17 protein-coding genes and 1 tRNA gene are annotated in these 15,161 nt (G+C 65.1%); 4 read left to right on the forward strand and 14 right to left on the reverse strand.

From position 1 onward, the window contains the following. The first annotated feature begins 145 nt into the window (after positions 1-145). Together GUI70_RS10010 and GUI70_RS10015 are read left to right on the forward strand one after the other, a co-directional pair. Positions 146-1,816, forward strand: coding sequence for a long-chain fatty acid--CoA ligase (locus GUI70_RS10010; protein WP_161882179.1), 1,671 nt, complete (start codon positions 146-148; stop codon positions 1,814-1,816). A gap of 33 nt (positions 1,817-1,849) precedes the next feature. Next, positions 1,850-2,290, forward strand: coding sequence for a GlcG/HbpS family heme-binding protein (locus GUI70_RS10015; protein ID WP_161882180.1), 441 nt, complete (start codon positions 1,850-1,852; stop codon positions 2,288-2,290). Positions 2,291-2,303: 13 nt separating this feature from the next. Here the strand turns inward: GUI70_RS10015 and GUI70_RS10020 are convergent, their stop codons facing one another. From GUI70_RS10020 to GUI70_RS10070, 11 genes are all read right to left on the reverse strand, one after another. After that, on the reverse strand, positions 2,304-4,523 hold the full coding sequence (locus GUI70_RS10020; RefSeq protein ID WP_161882181.1) for an MMPL family transporter: 2,220 nt from the start codon (positions 4,521-4,523) through the stop codon (positions 2,304-2,306). A 103-nt stretch (positions 4,524-4,626) separates the two neighbouring features. Then, positions 4,627-5,451: an FAD binding domain-containing protein gene (locus GUI70_RS10025; protein WP_161882182.1), complete on the reverse strand. Its 825-nt coding sequence runs from the start codon at positions 5,449-5,451 to the stop codon at positions 4,627-4,629. Positions 5,452-5,499: 48 nt separating this feature from the next. After that, the gene (locus GUI70_RS10030) at positions 5,500-7,914 is read right to left on the reverse strand and encodes a xanthine dehydrogenase family protein molybdopterin-binding subunit (RefSeq protein WP_161882183.1); all 2,415 of its coding nucleotides are present in this window, start codon (positions 7,912-7,914) and stop codon (positions 5,500-5,502) included. Between the two features lie 57 nt (positions 7,915-7,971). Next, positions 7,972-8,478 (reverse strand): (2Fe-2S)-binding protein, encoded by a 507-nt coding sequence (locus GUI70_RS10035; protein ID WP_161882184.1) that lies wholly within the window; start codon positions 8,476-8,478, stop codon positions 7,972-7,974. 41 nt (positions 8,479-8,519) lie between these two features. Beyond that, entirely contained in the window at positions 8,520-8,972 is a 453-nt protein-coding gene (locus GUI70_RS10040) for an SRPBCC family protein (protein ID WP_161882185.1), read from the reverse strand. 272 nt (positions 8,973-9,244) lie between these two features. Beyond that, the gene (locus tag GUI70_RS10045) at positions 9,245-9,703 is read right to left on the reverse strand and encodes an SRPBCC family protein (RefSeq protein ID WP_161882186.1); all 459 of its coding nucleotides are present in this window, start codon (positions 9,701-9,703) and stop codon (positions 9,245-9,247) included. Positions 9,704-9,764: 61 nt separating this feature from the next. After that, positions 9,765-10,034, reverse strand: coding sequence for a hypothetical protein (locus GUI70_RS10050; RefSeq protein ID WP_161882187.1), 270 nt, complete (start codon positions 10,032-10,034; stop codon positions 9,765-9,767). Between the two features lie 56 nt (positions 10,035-10,090). Beyond that, positions 10,091-10,357 carry a hypothetical protein gene (locus tag GUI70_RS10055; protein ID WP_161882188.1) on the reverse strand — a complete coding sequence of 89 codons (267 nt, stop codon included), beginning with the start codon at positions 10,355-10,357 and terminating at the stop codon, positions 10,091-10,093. A gap of 8 nt (positions 10,358-10,365) precedes the next feature. After that, the gene (mqnP, locus tag GUI70_RS10060) at positions 10,366-11,262 is read right to left on the reverse strand and encodes a menaquinone biosynthesis prenyltransferase MqnP (RefSeq protein WP_161882189.1); all 897 of its coding nucleotides are present in this window, start codon (positions 11,260-11,262) and stop codon (positions 10,366-10,368) included. A gap of 151 nt (positions 11,263-11,413) precedes the next feature. Then, positions 11,414-12,124, reverse strand: a complete 711-nt coding sequence (locus GUI70_RS10065) for a c-type cytochrome (RefSeq protein ID WP_161882190.1) — start codon at positions 12,122-12,124, stop codon at positions 11,414-11,416. Positions 12,125-12,206: 82 nt separating this feature from the next. Further along, entirely contained in the window at positions 12,207-12,662 is a 456-nt protein-coding gene (locus tag GUI70_RS10070; RefSeq protein ID WP_161882318.1) for a SufE family protein, read from the reverse strand. Positions 12,663-12,793: 131 nt separating this feature from the next. Here GUI70_RS10070 and GUI70_RS10075 point away from each other — a divergent pair, with 131 nt between their 5' ends. Together GUI70_RS10075 and GUI70_RS10080 are read left to right on the forward strand one after the other, a co-directional pair. Then, entirely contained in the window at positions 12,794-13,654 is an 861-nt protein-coding gene (locus GUI70_RS10075; protein ID WP_161882191.1) for a sulfurtransferase, read from the forward strand. A 90-nt stretch (positions 13,655-13,744) separates the two neighbouring features. Then, positions 13,745-13,975, forward strand: a complete 231-nt coding sequence (locus GUI70_RS10080) for a hypothetical protein (protein WP_161882192.1) — start codon at positions 13,745-13,747, stop codon at positions 13,973-13,975. Positions 13,976-14,038: 63 nt separating this feature from the next. Here GUI70_RS10080 and GUI70_RS10085 read toward each other — a convergent pair. The 3 genes from GUI70_RS10085 to GUI70_RS10095 all read right to left on the reverse strand — a co-directional run bounded on the left by GUI70_RS10085 (position 14,039) and on the right by GUI70_RS10095 (position 15,154). After that, positions 14,039-14,115, reverse strand: a tRNA-Met gene (locus tag GUI70_RS10085). A gap of 102 nt (positions 14,116-14,217) precedes the next feature. Further along, entirely contained in the window at positions 14,218-14,652 is a 435-nt protein-coding gene (locus tag GUI70_RS10090; protein ID WP_161882193.1) for a hypothetical protein, read from the reverse strand. A gap of 37 nt (positions 14,653-14,689) precedes the next feature. After that, the gene (locus GUI70_RS10095; protein ID WP_161882194.1) at positions 14,690-15,154 is read right to left on the reverse strand and encodes a CAP domain-containing protein; all 465 of its coding nucleotides are present in this window, start codon (positions 15,152-15,154) and stop codon (positions 14,690-14,692) included. Positions 15,155-15,161 lie beyond the last annotated feature (7 nt).

The raw sequence follows: 15,161 nt of genomic DNA on the forward strand, positions 1-15,161 counted from the left end.
TCGGCACGGCTGCCAGCACGGCCCCGAATTCAGCGCTGGACTCCGCTAGACTGCGGGCACGCACAATTCCGAGCCGCTTCGACATGATCTGCTCCAGCCTTTCTTGATGTCCCCGGCGTTACCGCCGTTTTCCAGGAGACCCGACATGAAAAGCACCATGATGGATGTTCCGCTGCTGATTCCTGAGATCGTCGAGCGCGCCCGGAATTTCTTCGCCGAGCGCGAGATCGTCAGCCTGGTGGCGGGCAAGAATGAGCAGGGCCAGCCGGTGGCCCAGACACACCGCACCACCTACGGCGAGGTGGCCGGGCGCGCCCTGCGGCTGGCCCGTGCACTGACGGCGGCGGGCGTACAGCCGGGTGCGCGGGTCGCCACGCTGGCGGTCAATTCCTACCGCCACCTCGAAGCCTACCTGGGCGTGCCGAGCATGGGCGGCGTGCTGCACACCGTCAACATCCGCCTGCACCCCGATCAGGTCTGCTGGATCATCAACGACGCCGAGGATCAGGTGCTCCTGATCGAGAACCTGTTCGCGGGCATGATTCCCACCATCCAGGCGGGCTGCCCCAGCGTGAAGAAGATCGTGGTACTGGGACCGCTGCCTGTTCCCATTGAGGGCGTGGACGACTACGACACCTGGATCATGCAGCATGAGCCGCAGACCCGCTACCCCGAGATCCAGGAAACCGACGCGGCAGGCATGTGCTACACCTCCGGAACCACCGGCAACCCCAAGGCCGTGACCTACTCGCACCGCTCAACCATCCTGCACAGCCTGGCCTCCGCGCCCAAAGACGCGCTGAACGTGGGCCAGAGTGACGCCGTGCTGCCGATCGTGCCAATGTTTCACGTCAATGCCTGGGGACTACCCTACACCTGCTCACTCTACGGCGCGAAGCTGGTGTTTGCCGGGGCCTTCTCGGATGGGCCGACGTTGGCCAAGCTGATGCAAGACGAGCAGGTGACCATCACGGCGGGCGTGCCGACCATCTGGATGGGCCTGCTGGCCGAGTTGGACCGGGCCAGGGAAGCCGGAGCGCCGTACCGGTTGCCGCTGGAGCGCCTAGTGGTGGGTGGCTCGGCGGCCCCGGAAGCCCTGATTCGGGCCTTCTGGGAGCGCCACCAGCTCAAGCTGGCGCAGGCCTGGGGCATGACCGAGACGCACCCGCTGGGCACCGTCAGCGTGCTGCCGCCAGACGTGGGTTTTGGCAGCGACGAGGGCTTCACGCTGGCGGCCAAGCAGGGCGTCGCCGTGCCCACCGTGCAGCTCGAACTGCTTTCCGACGACGGCGAGTTGCTGCCGCACGACGGCAAGACCATGGGCCGCTTGATCGCGCGCGGCCCATGGATCGCCGGGAGCTATTTCAAGGGGACCGGCCAGAGCAATTTTCTGGATATCGGCGGCCAGCAGTGGTTCGACACCGGCGACATCGCCACGCTGGACGCCCGCGGCTTCATGCACATTCAGGACCGGGCCAAGGACCTGATCAAGTCGGGCGGCGAGTGGATCAGCAGCGTGGACCTGGAAAACGCTTTGATGGCCCACCCCACCGTGTTGCAAGCTGCCGTGATTGCCATGCCCGACCCCAAGTGGGACGAGCGCCCACTGGCGGTGCTGGTGCTGCGCCCCGGCGCACCGCAGCCCAGCCACGCCGAGCTGACCGAGTTTCTGGCTCCCAAATTCGCCAAGTGGTGGCTGCCCGACGCCTACGAAGTGGTCGAGGCCATTCCGATCGGGGCCACCGGCAAGTTCCTCAAGCGCGAGTTGCGCGATCAGTTCAGCGAGAAGGTGGCCGGGGGAACAGCGGTTCGCTGAAGCACGGCCCCTAACACCTTCAGGAGGTTTGACATGACCAATACTCCAGCACGTTCGGTCTCTACGCCCAACATCTCCTGCGAGGGAGCACTCGCGCTGATCACTGCGGCCCGTGCCGCTGCCGAGCGCCTGGGCGTGGGCATGGCGATTGCCGTCACCGACACCGGCGGGCACCTGCGGGCCTTCGAGCGGGCCGACGACGCGCCGTTTCTGGTGGCGGAGGTGGCCACCAACAAAGCCTGGACCGCCGCCTCGTTTGGCCGCGCCACCCACGTCTGGAACGAGATCGTGCGAAGTCCGGAGGTCACGCCCCTCAACAGCCACCCACGCATGACGGCGCTGGGTGGTGGGTATCCCATCTTCGAGGGGGGACAGGTCATCGGCGGCATCGGCATTTCGGGTGGCAGCTCGGCGCAGGATCAGCAGGTGGCCGAGGAAGCGCTGCGGGAACTGGGCTTCGAAGTGAGCCCGTAGCTGCCGAAAAAGCTCAATGCTCCAGTTCCACTCTCGGCAGCCACCTCTCCAGCCAGCCGGGCAGCCACCAGTTCCACTTTCCGGCGAGTTGCAGCAGCCCCGGCACCAGCACCAGCCTCACCAGGGTGGCATCTAAAGCCACCGCCACCGCCAGCCCCAGCCCGATGCTCTTGTTGGCGACTACCCGCCCGAAGGTGAAGGCCACGAAGACGATGAACATGATGACGGCAGCGCTGGTGATGATCCGGGCCGTGCGCCCGACCGCCAGCACCACCGCTTCCCGGTTGTCGTGGCCGCGCAGGTGCTCTTCCTGCACCCGCGAGAGCAGGAAAATCTCGTAATCCATGCTCAGCCCGAACAGCACCGCGAAGAGTAGCAGCGGTAAGCTGGCGTCGAGGACTCCCACGTCCTGGGGTACGCCCAGCAGTGCCGCGCCGTAGCCTTCCTGCACGACCAGCGTAACCACCCCGTAGGCGGCCAGCACCGTCAGGCTGTTCATGACGATGCTCTTGAGCGGAATGAACAGGCTGCGAAAGGCGACCATCAGCAGCAGGAAGGTACCCGCGAACACGGCAGCGACGGCAGTGGGAATCGAACTGGTAATCGCCTTGCTGAACTCGCGCTCACCGACCGGTGCGCCGCCGAGCTGATACGCATAGGGTGAGGCGTCGAGCGCAGCACGCAGCCGGGTCTCGAACGGGTCGATCTGGTCGGCACGCAGGTAGCCGCTCGGTACCACCGTGAATCTCAGCAGCGTCCTATCGGCGCTGAAGCTGCGGCGCGTCAGGGCGGCCAGATCGTTCAGTGAGCCGCCGCCGCGCAGCAATTCGGCATTCACAAATGGGCTGATGACCGCCTGCACGCCCGGCAGCGCCCGCATCCGCGCCACCGTTCGCTGGAAGGTGGCGCGGTCGGTTGGGCTGTACTTCTGGCCCTTCAAATCGAGAATCACCTCGAACTGCGAAAGCAGTCCACCCGCGCCGAGGTCGCGCACGGCGGCCAGCGCGTCACGCGATTCCACGCCTTCCACCAGTCCCCAGGCTCCCGCGTAGCCGATGTGCATGTTGCGGGCGGGCAACGCCAGCGTAACCAGCAGCAGCACGCTGACCACCACCGGCAACACCGGGCGGGCCGTGACCCGGCGGGCCAGCGCCGTCCACAGGGCACTCTCGCGGGCCGACTGCCCGAACTCCAGCGCTCGCAGTCCGCGGAAGGCCAGATGCGGCCAGTTGACTTTCTCGCCCAGCAAGGTCAGCAGGGCGGGCAGGGCTGTGAGACTGCTCAGCACCGTGAACAGCACCGCCAGCACCCCGCCAATGCCCAGGCTGCGCACGAAGGGAATCGGCGGCAGCAGCAGAGCCGCCATCGCCATCGCCACCGTGACGCCGCTGAAGGCCACGCTGCGCCCGGCAGTCAGCACCGTGCGGTAAGCGGCCCGCTCACTGCCGCCCTCACCTTTCAGCTCCTCGCGGAAGCGGTTGACCATCAGCAGGGCGTAGTCGATGCCCGCGCCGAGCGACAGCAGCGTGATGATGCTCTGCGCGAAGGTGCTGGTCGGAATCAGGAAGGTGAGCAGGTAGAGGCCCGCCATCGCTGCGGTGATGCTCAGCACGCTGATGAGCAGCGGCAACCCGGCGGCGATCAACGCTCCGAACACGAACAGCAGCACCAACCCGGTCAGCGGCAGGGCAGTCAGTTCGCTGCGCTTGGTGTCGCCCTCGGCAAATTCGGTGAAGTCGGCGGCGATGGCCTGTCCACCGGTCACGCGTATGTCGAAGCCGGGCGTCTTTTGGGTCTGGACATAGCCGCGCACCCGGTTCAGCGCAGGCGTCGCGCCCTCGAACAGCGGAATCTGGGCCAGGGTCAGGGCCAGGGTGTCGCCCTCGCTACTGGCTTTCACCGCCGTCTGGGAGTCGTAAGGCAGCACCCGCGTCACGCCCGTCACCGCCCTGAGGCCCGTAATGAAGGCGGCGTACTGCCGGGCCGCCCCCGGCTCAGTGAGTGGCCGGACGCTTTGCGTCACCAGCAGCACGGTGTTGGAATCGCGTTCGCCGAAGCGCTCAGCCAGCAACGCCGTGACCCGGCCGCTCTCAGAGTCGGTCAGTGCGCCGGGGTCGGCGGTCAGGCGGGCGGGCGCGAGGGTGGCAGGCACAGCACACAACAGCGCCAGCACCCCCCAGATCGCCAGCACCAGCCAGGGACGGCGGGTCACGAGTCGGGCCAGAGGTTGCATTCGTGGAAGTAGAGCATGGGGAGCGTGGCCAAGGGGCAGCAATCATGACAAAGCGGGCCTGCCGAAGAGTCAGGCAGGCCCAGCACGCAAACAAGGTTTTGTCTTACTTCACCCGCATCAGGGCACGCTTGGCCAGTACGCCCGCGAGGTGCGCCCGGTACTCGGCGCTGGCGAAGCGGTCACTCAGCAAGCTGCCCGCGTCCACCGCGTTCTCGGTGGCAGATTTGATGTTCTCATCGCTCAGGTCGCTCCCGATGGCCTGTTCGACCTGAGTTAGCCGCACCGCCTTCGGCCCGGCCCCGGTCATGGCGACCTTCACGCCCTCGGGGGAGGCGAGCGCCGCCACACCGACGATGGCGTAGTGGCTGGCCGGGTGCCGGAACTTTTCGTAGGCACCTTTGCCTGCCTGACGCGGAATGTGAATCTCGGTGACGATCTCGCCTTCCTGAAGGGCCGTCTCGAACATGCCCTTGAAGTAGTCGTCCACGCCCACGACGCGCTCGCCGCCCGCCGACTTGAGCTTGAAGCTCGCGCCCAGCGTCAGCAGCCCCGCCGGGTAGTCGGCCGCCGGGTCGGCGTGCGCCACTACTCCCCCCACCGTGCCCCGGTTGCGAACCATCGGGTCGCCGACCCAGCGGGCCATGTCGGGCATCAGCGGGGCGTATTCGGCCACCGTTTTGTCGTAGAGCAGTTCGGCGTGGGTCACGCCCGCGCCCAGAATCAGCATGTCGCCGTCGGTGCGGATGCCGCGCAGCTCGTCAAGCGCCGAGATGTCGATCAATGCGGAAGGCGAGGCCAGCCGCAATTTCATGGTGGGAATCAAAGAGTGGCCGCCCGCCAACAGCTTGGCGTCGGGGTTGTCGGCCAGCATCTTGAGGGCGTCGTCCAGGTTGACAGCGCGGTGGTAGTCAAAGGGAGTGGTGTACATGTGGCTCCTTTGGAAAGGGGGAAGGCGAGGCGAAGCTGTGTTGTCTGCTCAGTCGTCCGCTGCCTGTCCCAGATCCTGCACGCCGCCCTTCATGGCCCGCCAGACCTTCTCGGGCGTGAACGGCATGTCCACGTGGTGGTGGCCGAAAGCACGCAGCGCGTCGTTGACCGCATTGGCCACCGCTGCAGTGCTGGCAATCGTGCCCGACTCACCGATACCCTTCACGCCCAGCGGGTTGTGGGGGCTGGGGGTCACGGTGTGGTCGATCTCGAACATCGGCAGGTCTTCGGCACGGGGCATGCTGTACTCCATGAACGAGCCGGTCAGCATATTGCCTTCCTCGTCGTAGACGGTCTCTTCCAGAATGGCCTGCCCGAAGCCCTGGGCAATGCCGCCGTGAACCTGCCCTTCGACCACCAGCGGGTTGATCAGCGGACCGCAGTCGTCCACGCAGACATACTTGATCATCTTCACGTGGCCGGTATCGGCGTCGAGTTCCACCACGGCGATATGGGTGCCGAAGGGATAGACGAAGTTCTTGGGGTCGTACATGTACTGGGCTTCCAGGCCCGGTTCCATACCCTCGGGCAAGTTGTGGGCCAGGTGGGCCATCAGCGCCACGTCGAAGAACGACTTGCCGCCCTCCGGTACGCCCTTCACCTTGAACTGGCCGTCCGCGACCTCGATGTCTTCGGGGGCCGCTTCCAGCAGGTGCGCGGCGATCTTGGTGGCCTTGTCCTTGATGCGGCCCAGCGCCATTTTCAGGGCGCTGCCACCGACCGCTGCCGAGCGCGAGCCGTAGGTGCCCCAGCCGAACGGCATTTTGCCGGTGTCACCGTGAACGATGACCACATCTTCCATCGGAATGCCGAATTCCTCAGCGGCGATCTGAGCAAAGGTGGTTTCGTGGCCCTGGCCGTGCGAATGCGAGCCCGTCAGCACCTCGATCTTGCCGGTGGGCATGACCCTTACCACCGCGCTCTCCCATTGCCCGGCTTGAGCGCCGAGCTGCCCGACCAGCGCTGAGGGAGCCAGGCCGCAGGCTTCCACGTAGGTGGAAAAGCCGATGCCGATGTAGCGCCCGTTCTTGCGGCCCTCGGCCTGCTCTTTGAGCAAGTCCTGATAGCCCAGCATTCCCAGCGCCTTGTCGAGGGCGGGTTCGTAATTGCCGGAATCGTAGACCAACGCCACCGGGGTCTGGTAAGGGAAATCCTCCGGCTGGATGAAGTTCTTGCGGCGAATCTCGGCGGCGTCCATGCCGAGTTCGGACGCAGCCTTGCTGACGATCCGCTCGACCAGATACGTCGCTTCCGGGCGTCCGGCTCCCCGGTAAGCGTCCACCGGCACGGTGTTGGTAAACACACCCGTGACCTTGGCGTGAACCGCCCCGAACTTGTAGACCCCGTTGAGCAGCGTGCCGTAGAGGTAGGTCGGCACAGCGGGCGCGAAGGTGGTCAGGTACGCACCCATGTTGGCGATGGTATCGACCTTGAGGGCCAGCATCTTGCCGTCTTTGCTGAGCGCCAGTTGAGCTTCCGACTCGTGGTCGCGGCCCTGCATGTCGCTCACGAAGCTCTCGCTGCGGCGGGCGGCCCACTTGACCGGGCGATTGAGCTTCTTGGCGGCAAACAGCACGATGACTTCTTCGGGGTACTGGAAGATCTTGGAGCCAAATCCCCCGCCCACGTCCGGCGAGATGACACGCAGCTTGTGCTCGGGAATGCCCAGCACGAAGGCCGCCAGCATCAGGCGGTGAATGTGGGGATTTTGCGAGGTGGTGTGCAGCGTGAATTCCTCGCTGGAGCGCTGATACTGCGCCAGACTCGCGCGCGGCTCGATGGCGTTCGGCACCAGTCGGTGGTTGCGAATCTTGAGGCTCACCACATGGTCGGCTTGCTTGAACAGCTCGTCGGCAGCGGCGGCGTCACCGATTTCCCAGTTGAAGGCCACGTTGCCGGGCGCTTCGGGGTGAACCTCAGCTGCGCCCTGGGCCAGCGCCTGACTACCCAGCGACACGGCGTCCAGCGGTTCCAGATCCACCTCGATCAGGGCCACAGCGTCCTCGGCCAGCGCCCGCGACTCGGCGATGACCACGGCCACGATGTCGCCCACGTAGTGCACCTCGCCGTGCGCGATGGCCGGGTGCGGCGGAATCTTGAGGTCGGGCAGCAGCCAGCCGGTGGGAATGCTGCCGACTTTGGCGTCGGCCAGGTCTTGACCGGTCAGCACTGCGTGGACGCCCTTGAGCGCCAGGGCGGCTGAGGCGTCGATCTGGCCGATTTTGGCGTGCGCGTAGGGGCTGCGCAGCATCGCCGCGTGAAGCTGCCCATGCACGTTGATGTCGTCGGTGTAGTGGCCCTGGCCGGTGATAAAGCGCGGGTCTTCCACGCGCTTGACCGCCTTGCCGATGTACTTCTGCGGGCCGTCAGGGGCTTTGTAATTGGAATCGGGAAGCTGGGTCATGGTGCTCCTTTCAGATGCGGTGATGGGATCTGGGGGTGGTCAGCGCCGGGGAAACCCTCAGTCGTCCGCCGCCTGTCCCGCTTCCGCACCCTTCTCGCGCATCACTGCCGCCGCCGAACTGATCGCCTTGACAATGTTGTGGTAGCCGGTGCAGCGGCAAAAATTCCCGCCGAGCTGTTCCCTGATCTCCTCTTCGCTGGGATCGGGATTGCGGCGGATGATTTCAGCAGAGGCCATGATCATGCCCGGCGTGCAAAAGCCGCACTGCAACCCGTGCTGCTCCCAGAAGGCGGCCTGAATCGGATGCAGATCGTCCATGCTGCCGATGCCCTCAATGGTCTGCACGTCCATGCCGTCGGCCTGCACGGCAAACAGCGTGCAGCTCTTGACAGCCTCGCCGTTGAGCGACACGGTACACGCGCCGCACTGACTGGTGTCGCAGCCGACATGGGTGCCGGTGAGTTCGAGTTCGTCGCGCAGAAACTGAACGAGCAGCATTCTCGGCTCGACCTGCGCGGGGGTGGGCGTGCCGTTGATATTGATGGTGACGGGGACAAGACTCATGCGGCCTCCTTAACTGTGGAACTCGGGTAAGCAGAGAAAAATCAAGCGGGTTGCGGCGAACTGGCTTCCTTGTCCAGATTGGCGAAAAACACGTCGGCCTGCTGCTGGGTGATGCCGCCGATGAGGCGTCCAGCCAGGGTCGCCAGCATCCCGCGCAGCTTGGGTTCACCTTCCCAGTCGATCTGGGTGGTGCCGCCCTCCAGCTCGCTCAACTTCAGGGTGCCGGTGGCGGTGACGATGCCGCTGGGACTCTTGGCATCGATGCTCAGCGTCATCTGCTGCGGCGGCTGGCGGTCGGTGATGGTGACTTTGGCCTGAAACTTGCCCTTGACCGGGCCGACGGCCACGTTCAGCACCGCGTTGTACTGATTCTCAGCGGTGGCGATCATCTCGGTGACGCCCGGCACGCAGCGGGCCAGCACCTGCGGGTCTTGCAGTAGCGCCCAGACTTTTTCTCGCGGCGCGGAAATGGTATGTGATCCCTGAACTTGCAAAAAGCACCTCCGGGAGAAGTAGGAGCGCGGTTCAGCCGGGCTGAAGGCGAGCATCCTTGAACTGGGTTGAAGACCGTTTTACATTAACACTTCCGGCTCCGCTAAGGGAGAAGCGCAGCCCACAGAAAAGCTGCCCTCCTACAATCCCTGACAGTGTCTCGGGTCGGCGTGACAGTGCTGGACTGGCGACGCGAATCGGCCCGCCACAACGTCGCGCTTAGTGTCGTCAGACCGCCGTGACTAAGGAGCGATAGACAGCCGCTTCAGGGAAATCAGGCTTCCTGGCTGAGCCGTCCGAAAAATCGGTCGGCGTAGCGCTGCCCCGCGCTGCCGTCCCTGGCTTTCGATTCGATCAGTTTGCCACCCACCCCGGCCAGCAGGCCCGACAACCGGGGCGAGGCCACCCAGTCCACGCGGGTACTCTCGCCCAGGTCGGTGAAGGTCATCTGGGTATGGAGCAGGGCCGTGCCGGTGATGGTCTTGCCTTCCACTTCCAGGTCCATCTGTGCGGGTGGCTGCGCTTCCAGCACCCGCACGATGGTCTTGAAACGGCCCTTGACCGGCCCGACATTGACGTTCAGCACGGCACGCATCTGGTTCTCGCCGTCCTGGATGGCATCGGTCAGGCCCGGCACGATGCGGGCGAGTACTGCTGGGTCTTGCAGCATGGCCCAGACGCGGGCACGAGGAGCGGCGACGATGTTGCTGCCTTGAAAGGTATGCGGTGACATACCGGTATTGTGCCGCAGCACGCTGGGTTGCGGCAGGGCACGGCAAGCCAACGCAGTGTTTTCAGGATTCGGTATCCGGGTCGATGCCTTCCCGGCGCTCCAGTGTGCGGTTGGTTTCCACGCGCGGCGACCCGGCGGCCTCGTCGCCCATTAACTGCTCCACCTGCTCGGCACTGAGGCGTTCACCGGGATGGACCGTTTGCAGGTGGAAAGCCTCAGGCAACTGGCTCGGCGCATCTCCCGGCTCGGCAGTCACGTTTTCCTGCGGGCGGGTCGGCGTCAGGTCGGCGATGGTGTTGAGGTCCAGATTCAGGTCGTTGTCGTTCGGCATGGTCCCAGCATGCGCCCGCCGGATCATCGGACATGTCAGCTCGGCGTTGCGCGTCCTTAGCCGCTCAGTTCATCGAGCGCCGGGAGGAGCCAGCCTGCGGCTTCCAGCAGCGGGTCGGCGCGCTCCAGGGCGAAGGTGCCCTCCACCTCGCGCTGCAGGTGAATTAGCACCAGTCCGGTCAGGCGCTCCAGGTAGGCCCACCCGGCAGACCCGGCCATCTGGGCGTCGCGGGCGCGGCGCAGCAGGGTCAGCGCCCGCACCTCATCACCCGCCCGGAACGCCTGGGCCGCTTCCGGCGGCGTCAGCTTTGGCCCGCCGTTCAAGCCGCCTCTCAGCGCAGGGTCCGCCACGCCACGTCGGCCACCACGCCCGCCAGCATGGTCAGGGCCAGCCACATGTTGGCGTCGAAGAAGGCGATATTGGCCTTGGTGAGATCATTCGGGTTGACCAGTCGGTGCTCGTAGAGCAAAATCACGCCCATCCCGAGCACCGCCAGGAAGTACCAGAAGCTCGCGCCCAGCACCACGCCCAGCAAAATCAGCAGCGCGAAGGTCAGGGCGTGGCTCACGGCGGCGATCCTGAGGCTCAGCGGAATGCCAAAGCGGGCCGGGATGCTCTGCACGCCGCTGGCACGGTCGAAATCGTAGTCCATGGTGGCGTAGATCACGTCCAGGCCCACCATCCAGAAAATCACGATGGCCCACAGAATCCAGGCCCCCGCACTGAAGTGTCCGGTCACGGCGACCCAGCCGCCCGCCGCCGCCGCGCCGTCGGTGACGCCCAGCCAGACGTGGCACAGCCAGGAAAAGCGCTTGATGTATGGGTAGCCGATCAGGAACACCACTGCGACGGGCAGCAGCGCCAGGCACAGCGCATTGAGCTGCGCCGCCGCCAGCGTCATCACGGCCAGACTGACGATGACCAGCCCCCACGCCTGGGTTGGACTGATTTTGCCGCTGGGCACCTCGCGGCCCGCCGTGCGGGGGTTTCTGGCGTCAATGGCCCGGTCGATGACCCGGTTCGCGCCCATGGCGGCGGTTCTGGCCCCGGCCATCGCCAGCGTGACCCAGATCAGGGTGGCCAGGCCCGGCCAGCCGCTGCCGCGCAGTTGCTGCGAGGCCAGCAACATGCCCGCGTAGGCGAACGGCAGGGCGAACACGGTGTGCTCGAACTTGACCAGAGCCAGGTAGGTCTTGAGGGTGGGTCGAGCGGAGCTGGAAGCGTTCACAATGCGGTCATGCTACGCCCGCCTGCCGTCCCGTAAGGCGCGCGGAGGCACACACTCGCCCACCCTTCTGCCCACCGCCCGGCAGGGCAAGACAAACAGCGCCCGCAGCCGCAGCTGGGGCGCTTGGTCGTGCTCCGCAAAAGGCGGCGCGCTACTTACTGGCCGGGGCCATGTTCATGCTGTTCGTGCCCATGCTGCTCAGGTAGGCGGTCACGGCACTCAATTCGTCCTCGGTCATCTTGGCGGTGACGATGTGCATGGCGTTGGGGTAGGCGACGTGATAATCCGGCACGCTCTTAAACTCGTGCAGCACTTCCAGGGTGTATTTGGGCGACTGGTGGGTGATGCTGGCGATATGCAACGCGTTATTGCCGCGCCCGTCCACGCCGTGGCAGACCACGCAGGCGGTAACGCCACGCTCGACTGCGCCCGAGTTGTAGAACTGCTGGCCCTTGGCCCTGAGCGCAGCATTGGCTTCCCAGGCGTCGCGGGGGGTCTGCTGGCCGTAGTAGGCTGCCAGGTCCACGATGTTCTGATCGGTCAGTCGGGCGGCGATGGCCTGCATCACCGGGCTGGGCCGCAGCTTGGCGCGGAAAGCCGCCAGTTGCAGCGTGAGATAACTCGGAACCTGACCGCCCAGCGAGGGCTTGCCCTCATCTTTGCTGTGCCCCATCGGACCATGACAGCCCTGGCACGTCTGGGTCAGCGCCTCGCCGCGCTTGGCGTCGGGCGGCCCAGCCTGGATCGCCAGCGGATCGCCCGCCGGGGCCGCGCCCTGACTCTGGGCCGTGGTGAGGCCCACCGCGAGGGCAGAGAGGGTGAGAACCGGGAGCCACAGAGCAGCACGGGGTAGTCGGCGCATGAGAGATTCCTCCACTCATGAGTGTAGGACAATTGCCCCGACACCTCCACCAAATGTTCATTTAATGAGTAGCAACTGAAGGTCAGCTCAATGCCGCTTCCCTGACCTGGTTCTTGAGCCGCATCAGAATCGCGCCCATGCCGCGCAGGCGCATGGGCGTGATCAGCTCCGACAAGCCCATGTCCATATAAAACTGATCGGGGATATTCAGGATCTGTTCGCGGCTGGCTCCTGCGAGGCCCTCGGCCAGAATGCCCGCATAGCCGCGGACGGTGGGGGCTTCTTCCGGCACCTTGAAATACATCGCCACGCCCTCGCCCTGCGGTTCGGTCACCAGAAAAAACGGCGAGGCGCACTCCGGCACCGGCTGCATGAATTCGGGATGCTCGGCGTACTTCTCGGGCAAGGGCGGCAGCTTCTTGCTGTATTCGAGCAGTGCCTGAAGTCTCAACGCTTTGGGCGCGCTGCGAAACAGGGTCACGATCTCTTGCAGTTTGCCGGGCAGCACCTGGGCCGAAGTGATCTGGATCGGGGTCATCTCAGTCATGCTCCACTGTAGCGTCGGGGGGGGCACGGTCATGGTGAGCCTCGTCTAGTTGACTCTTTTTGTCAATTAAGCCAGAATCCGGATAAACTGCGCCTAGTGAATCTGGGCCGTAAAGGAGAATCATGGACTATGTCAAGGACGTGCTGGTCAGCACCGATTGGGTGGCTGAGCATAAGAACGACGCGGGTGTGCGGCTGATCGAGGTCAACGAGGACATCCTGCTGTATGAAACCGGCCATATCGAGGGCGCGGTCAAGGTGGACTGGCAGGGTGACTTCTGGACCCCGGTGATGCGCGAATTCATCGCTCCAGACGAACTCTCGGCCTTCCTGGGCCGCCTGGGGCTCAAAGAGAGCGACACGCTCATTCTCTACGGCGACAAGAGCAACTGGTGGGCCTCGTATGCCTACTGGTTTCTGAGTTACAGCGGCGTCAAGAACCTCAAACTGATGAACGGGGGCCGCCAGAAATGGGTCGCCGAGGGGCGCGAACTGGTGACCACCCCCACCAAGGTGACGCCCACGACCTACCCGGCCCTGAAGCGCGACGAATCGCTGCGGGCCTACCGCGATGAGGTCCGGGCGCACATCGGCAAGGTCGAGAGCGGCGAGGGCGCGATGGTGGACGTGCGCAGCCCCGACGAGTTCTCGGGCAAAGTAACGCACATGCCCGCCTACCCGCAGGAAGGCGTGCTGCGCGGCGGCCACATTCCCGGCGCGGCCAATATTCCCTGGGCGCGGGCCACCAACGAGGACGGCACCTTCAAGAGCGCCGACGAGCTGAGCGCCCTCTATGGCGGCGAGGGCGTGACGCCCGACAAAGACGTCATCGCCTACTGCCGCATCGCCGAGCGCAGCAGCCACTCTTGGTTCGTGCTGCGCGAACTGCTCGGCTACCCCAAGGTCCGCAACTACGACGGCTCGTGGACCGAGTGGGGCAACGGTGTGGGCCTGCCCATCGAGAAAACCTACCAGGATATCTGAATTCGGCTGTCAGGTCACAGCGGAGCGGCCCCATCGCGGGGTGCGGCTCCGCTTTTTGCTGGGCAAGGCGCCTTTGCTCAACTGGGCTGTATGACCACACCGAAGCTTCTACTCGTGGGCCTAGGCACTGCACTCCTGCTGCTCTGGGCACGACTGGGCTTCACGTTCAGCTTGCTGGAAGCGACGGTCATCATGGCACTGACCAATCCGCAGGCAATGGTGCAGCGCGACCTGCTGATGCACCCCGTTCTGCTGCGCAAGGCGGCGATTCTGAGCACGGCGATAGGCGCATATTTTCTGATTCGGTCTCTGCGAGAATAGGCAGTCGCCGGAAGTAAAAGAGGAGGGAACGACCCTAGCAGCCATTCCCTCCCCTTTTTTATGTGGTGGCGATATCCGGACTTGAACCGGAGACCTAACGATTATGAGTCGTTCGCTCTAACCAGCTGAGCTACATCGCCTTGCATGGAACGTGCCGAGCGCAGGGCAGGCCATGAGACTTTAGCGGAGCCGCGCTTAAAATTCAAGCCTCAAACCCAAGACCACCCGCAGGAGCCCGCGCCTCAGCCCACCAGAAAGCCGTGCAGCGGCGGCTGGGTCTCAAAACTCAGCCAGTCACCGACCTCCAGCGCGGGCAGCGGCGTGAAGCTCGACAGCACCAGCGGCAGCCGGGCTTCGACAACCACCGTGAAGCGCGAGGCCAAGCGGGTGACCCTCCCGCTGCCCTCCACGCCAGAAATGCCCACCACCGTCAGGCGGGCTTCCTCACCGCCGGGCCGCTGGCTAAGAAGCGAGAAACGGGCCAGGGTGCCGTGCACGATCACGCGGGCGTCACCGGGTTTGGCGGTGTAGGGTCCGGTGCGGTCAAACAGATACAGGGTGCGGCCCCCCGACACGAACTCCATCAACGGGCTGCCTTCCGGCTGCGGGTAGAGCTGCCCGAAAGCGGCGTCGGCCTCAAAACGCAGCGCGAAGTCCTCGATGGACGTTTCCAACATGCCAGGGATTGTAGAGCACCCGGCCTGAACCCGGCGCTCAGTTGCTCAGCACCATCACGTAGGCGGTGCCGCGCCCGGCCTGCACGATACTCATGCCCGCCTTGGTGTAGAGCGGGTTGGTCATGGCGTAGCAGTGAACTGGCGAGTTGCGCCACCAATTGACGGCCTGCTGGGCATTCAGACCCACGCTCAGGTAGATGATCTCGCTCATGTTGCCGCCACGCACGCCGGTCGAGGCGGCCCGCACACGCGGAGAGCTGCCGTTCGCCCCGGCATGGCTGATACGTCCGGTCTGGGCCATATAACTGGCCTGCAAACGGGCGGCGGTGTTGTTGGCAGCGGTCCAGGTGAGCGGAGCGCTGCGGGGCCGCGCCACACCCGCGCAGCGAATCCCCTGGGCGCGCAGCGCGTTGACGCCAGCGAGCAGCACCGACTCGGACCCCGCCGCCCAACCCTGGGCGAGGACCATCAGACCCAGCAGGGCCAGTAGATGTGATCTCATACCCGTC

This window comes from Deinococcus alpinitundrae (assembly GCF_009982895.1).
GTDB lineage: Bacteria > Deinococcota > Deinococci > Deinococcales > Deinococcaceae > Deinococcus > Deinococcus alpinitundrae.

Coding starts and splice junctions, on each gene's coding strand:
- GUI70_RS10020 (WP_161882181.1), bottom strand. CDS start 4,523: ATGCAACCTCTGGCCCGACTCGTGACCCGCCGTCCCTGGCTGGTGCTG.
- GUI70_RS10050 (WP_161882187.1), bottom strand. CDS start 10,034: ATGCCGAACGACAACGACCTGAATCTGGACCTCAACACCATCGCCGAC.
- GUI70_RS10025 (WP_161882182.1), bottom strand. CDS start 5,451: ATGTACACCACTCCCTTTGACTACCACCGCGCTGTCAACCTGGACGAC.
- GUI70_RS10065 (WP_161882190.1), bottom strand. CDS start 12,124: ATGCGCCGACTACCCCGTGCTGCTCTGTGGCTCCCGGTTCTCACCCTC.
- GUI70_RS10080 (WP_161882192.1), top strand. CDS start 13,745: ATGACCACACCGAAGCTTCTACTCGTGGGCCTAGGCACTGCACTCCTG.
- GUI70_RS10010 (WP_161882179.1), top strand. CDS start 146: ATGAAAAGCACCATGATGGATGTTCCGCTGCTGATTCCTGAGATCGTC.
- GUI70_RS10070 (WP_161882318.1), bottom strand. CDS start 12,662: ATGACCCCGATCCAGATCACTTCGGCCCAGGTGCTGCCCGGCAAACTG.
- GUI70_RS10075 (WP_161882191.1), top strand. CDS start 12,794: ATGGACTATGTCAAGGACGTGCTGGTCAGCACCGATTGGGTGGCTGAG.
- GUI70_RS10035 (WP_161882184.1), bottom strand. CDS start 8,478: ATGAGTCTTGTCCCCGTCACCATCAATATCAACGGCACGCCCACCCCC.
- GUI70_RS10030 (WP_161882183.1), bottom strand. CDS start 7,914: ATGACCCAGCTTCCCGATTCCAATTACAAAGCCCCTGACGGCCCGCAG.
- GUI70_RS10095 (WP_161882194.1), bottom strand. CDS start 15,154: ATGAGATCACATCTACTGGCCCTGCTGGGTCTGATGGTCCTCGCCCAG.
- GUI70_RS10045 (WP_161882186.1), bottom strand. CDS start 9,703: ATGTCACCGCATACCTTTCAAGGCAGCAACATCGTCGCCGCTCCTCGT.
- GUI70_RS10015 (WP_161882180.1), top strand. CDS start 1,850: ATGACCAATACTCCAGCACGTTCGGTCTCTACGCCCAACATCTCCTGC.
- GUI70_RS10090 (WP_161882193.1), bottom strand. CDS start 14,652: ATGTTGGAAACGTCCATCGAGGACTTCGCGCTGCGTTTTGAGGCCGAC.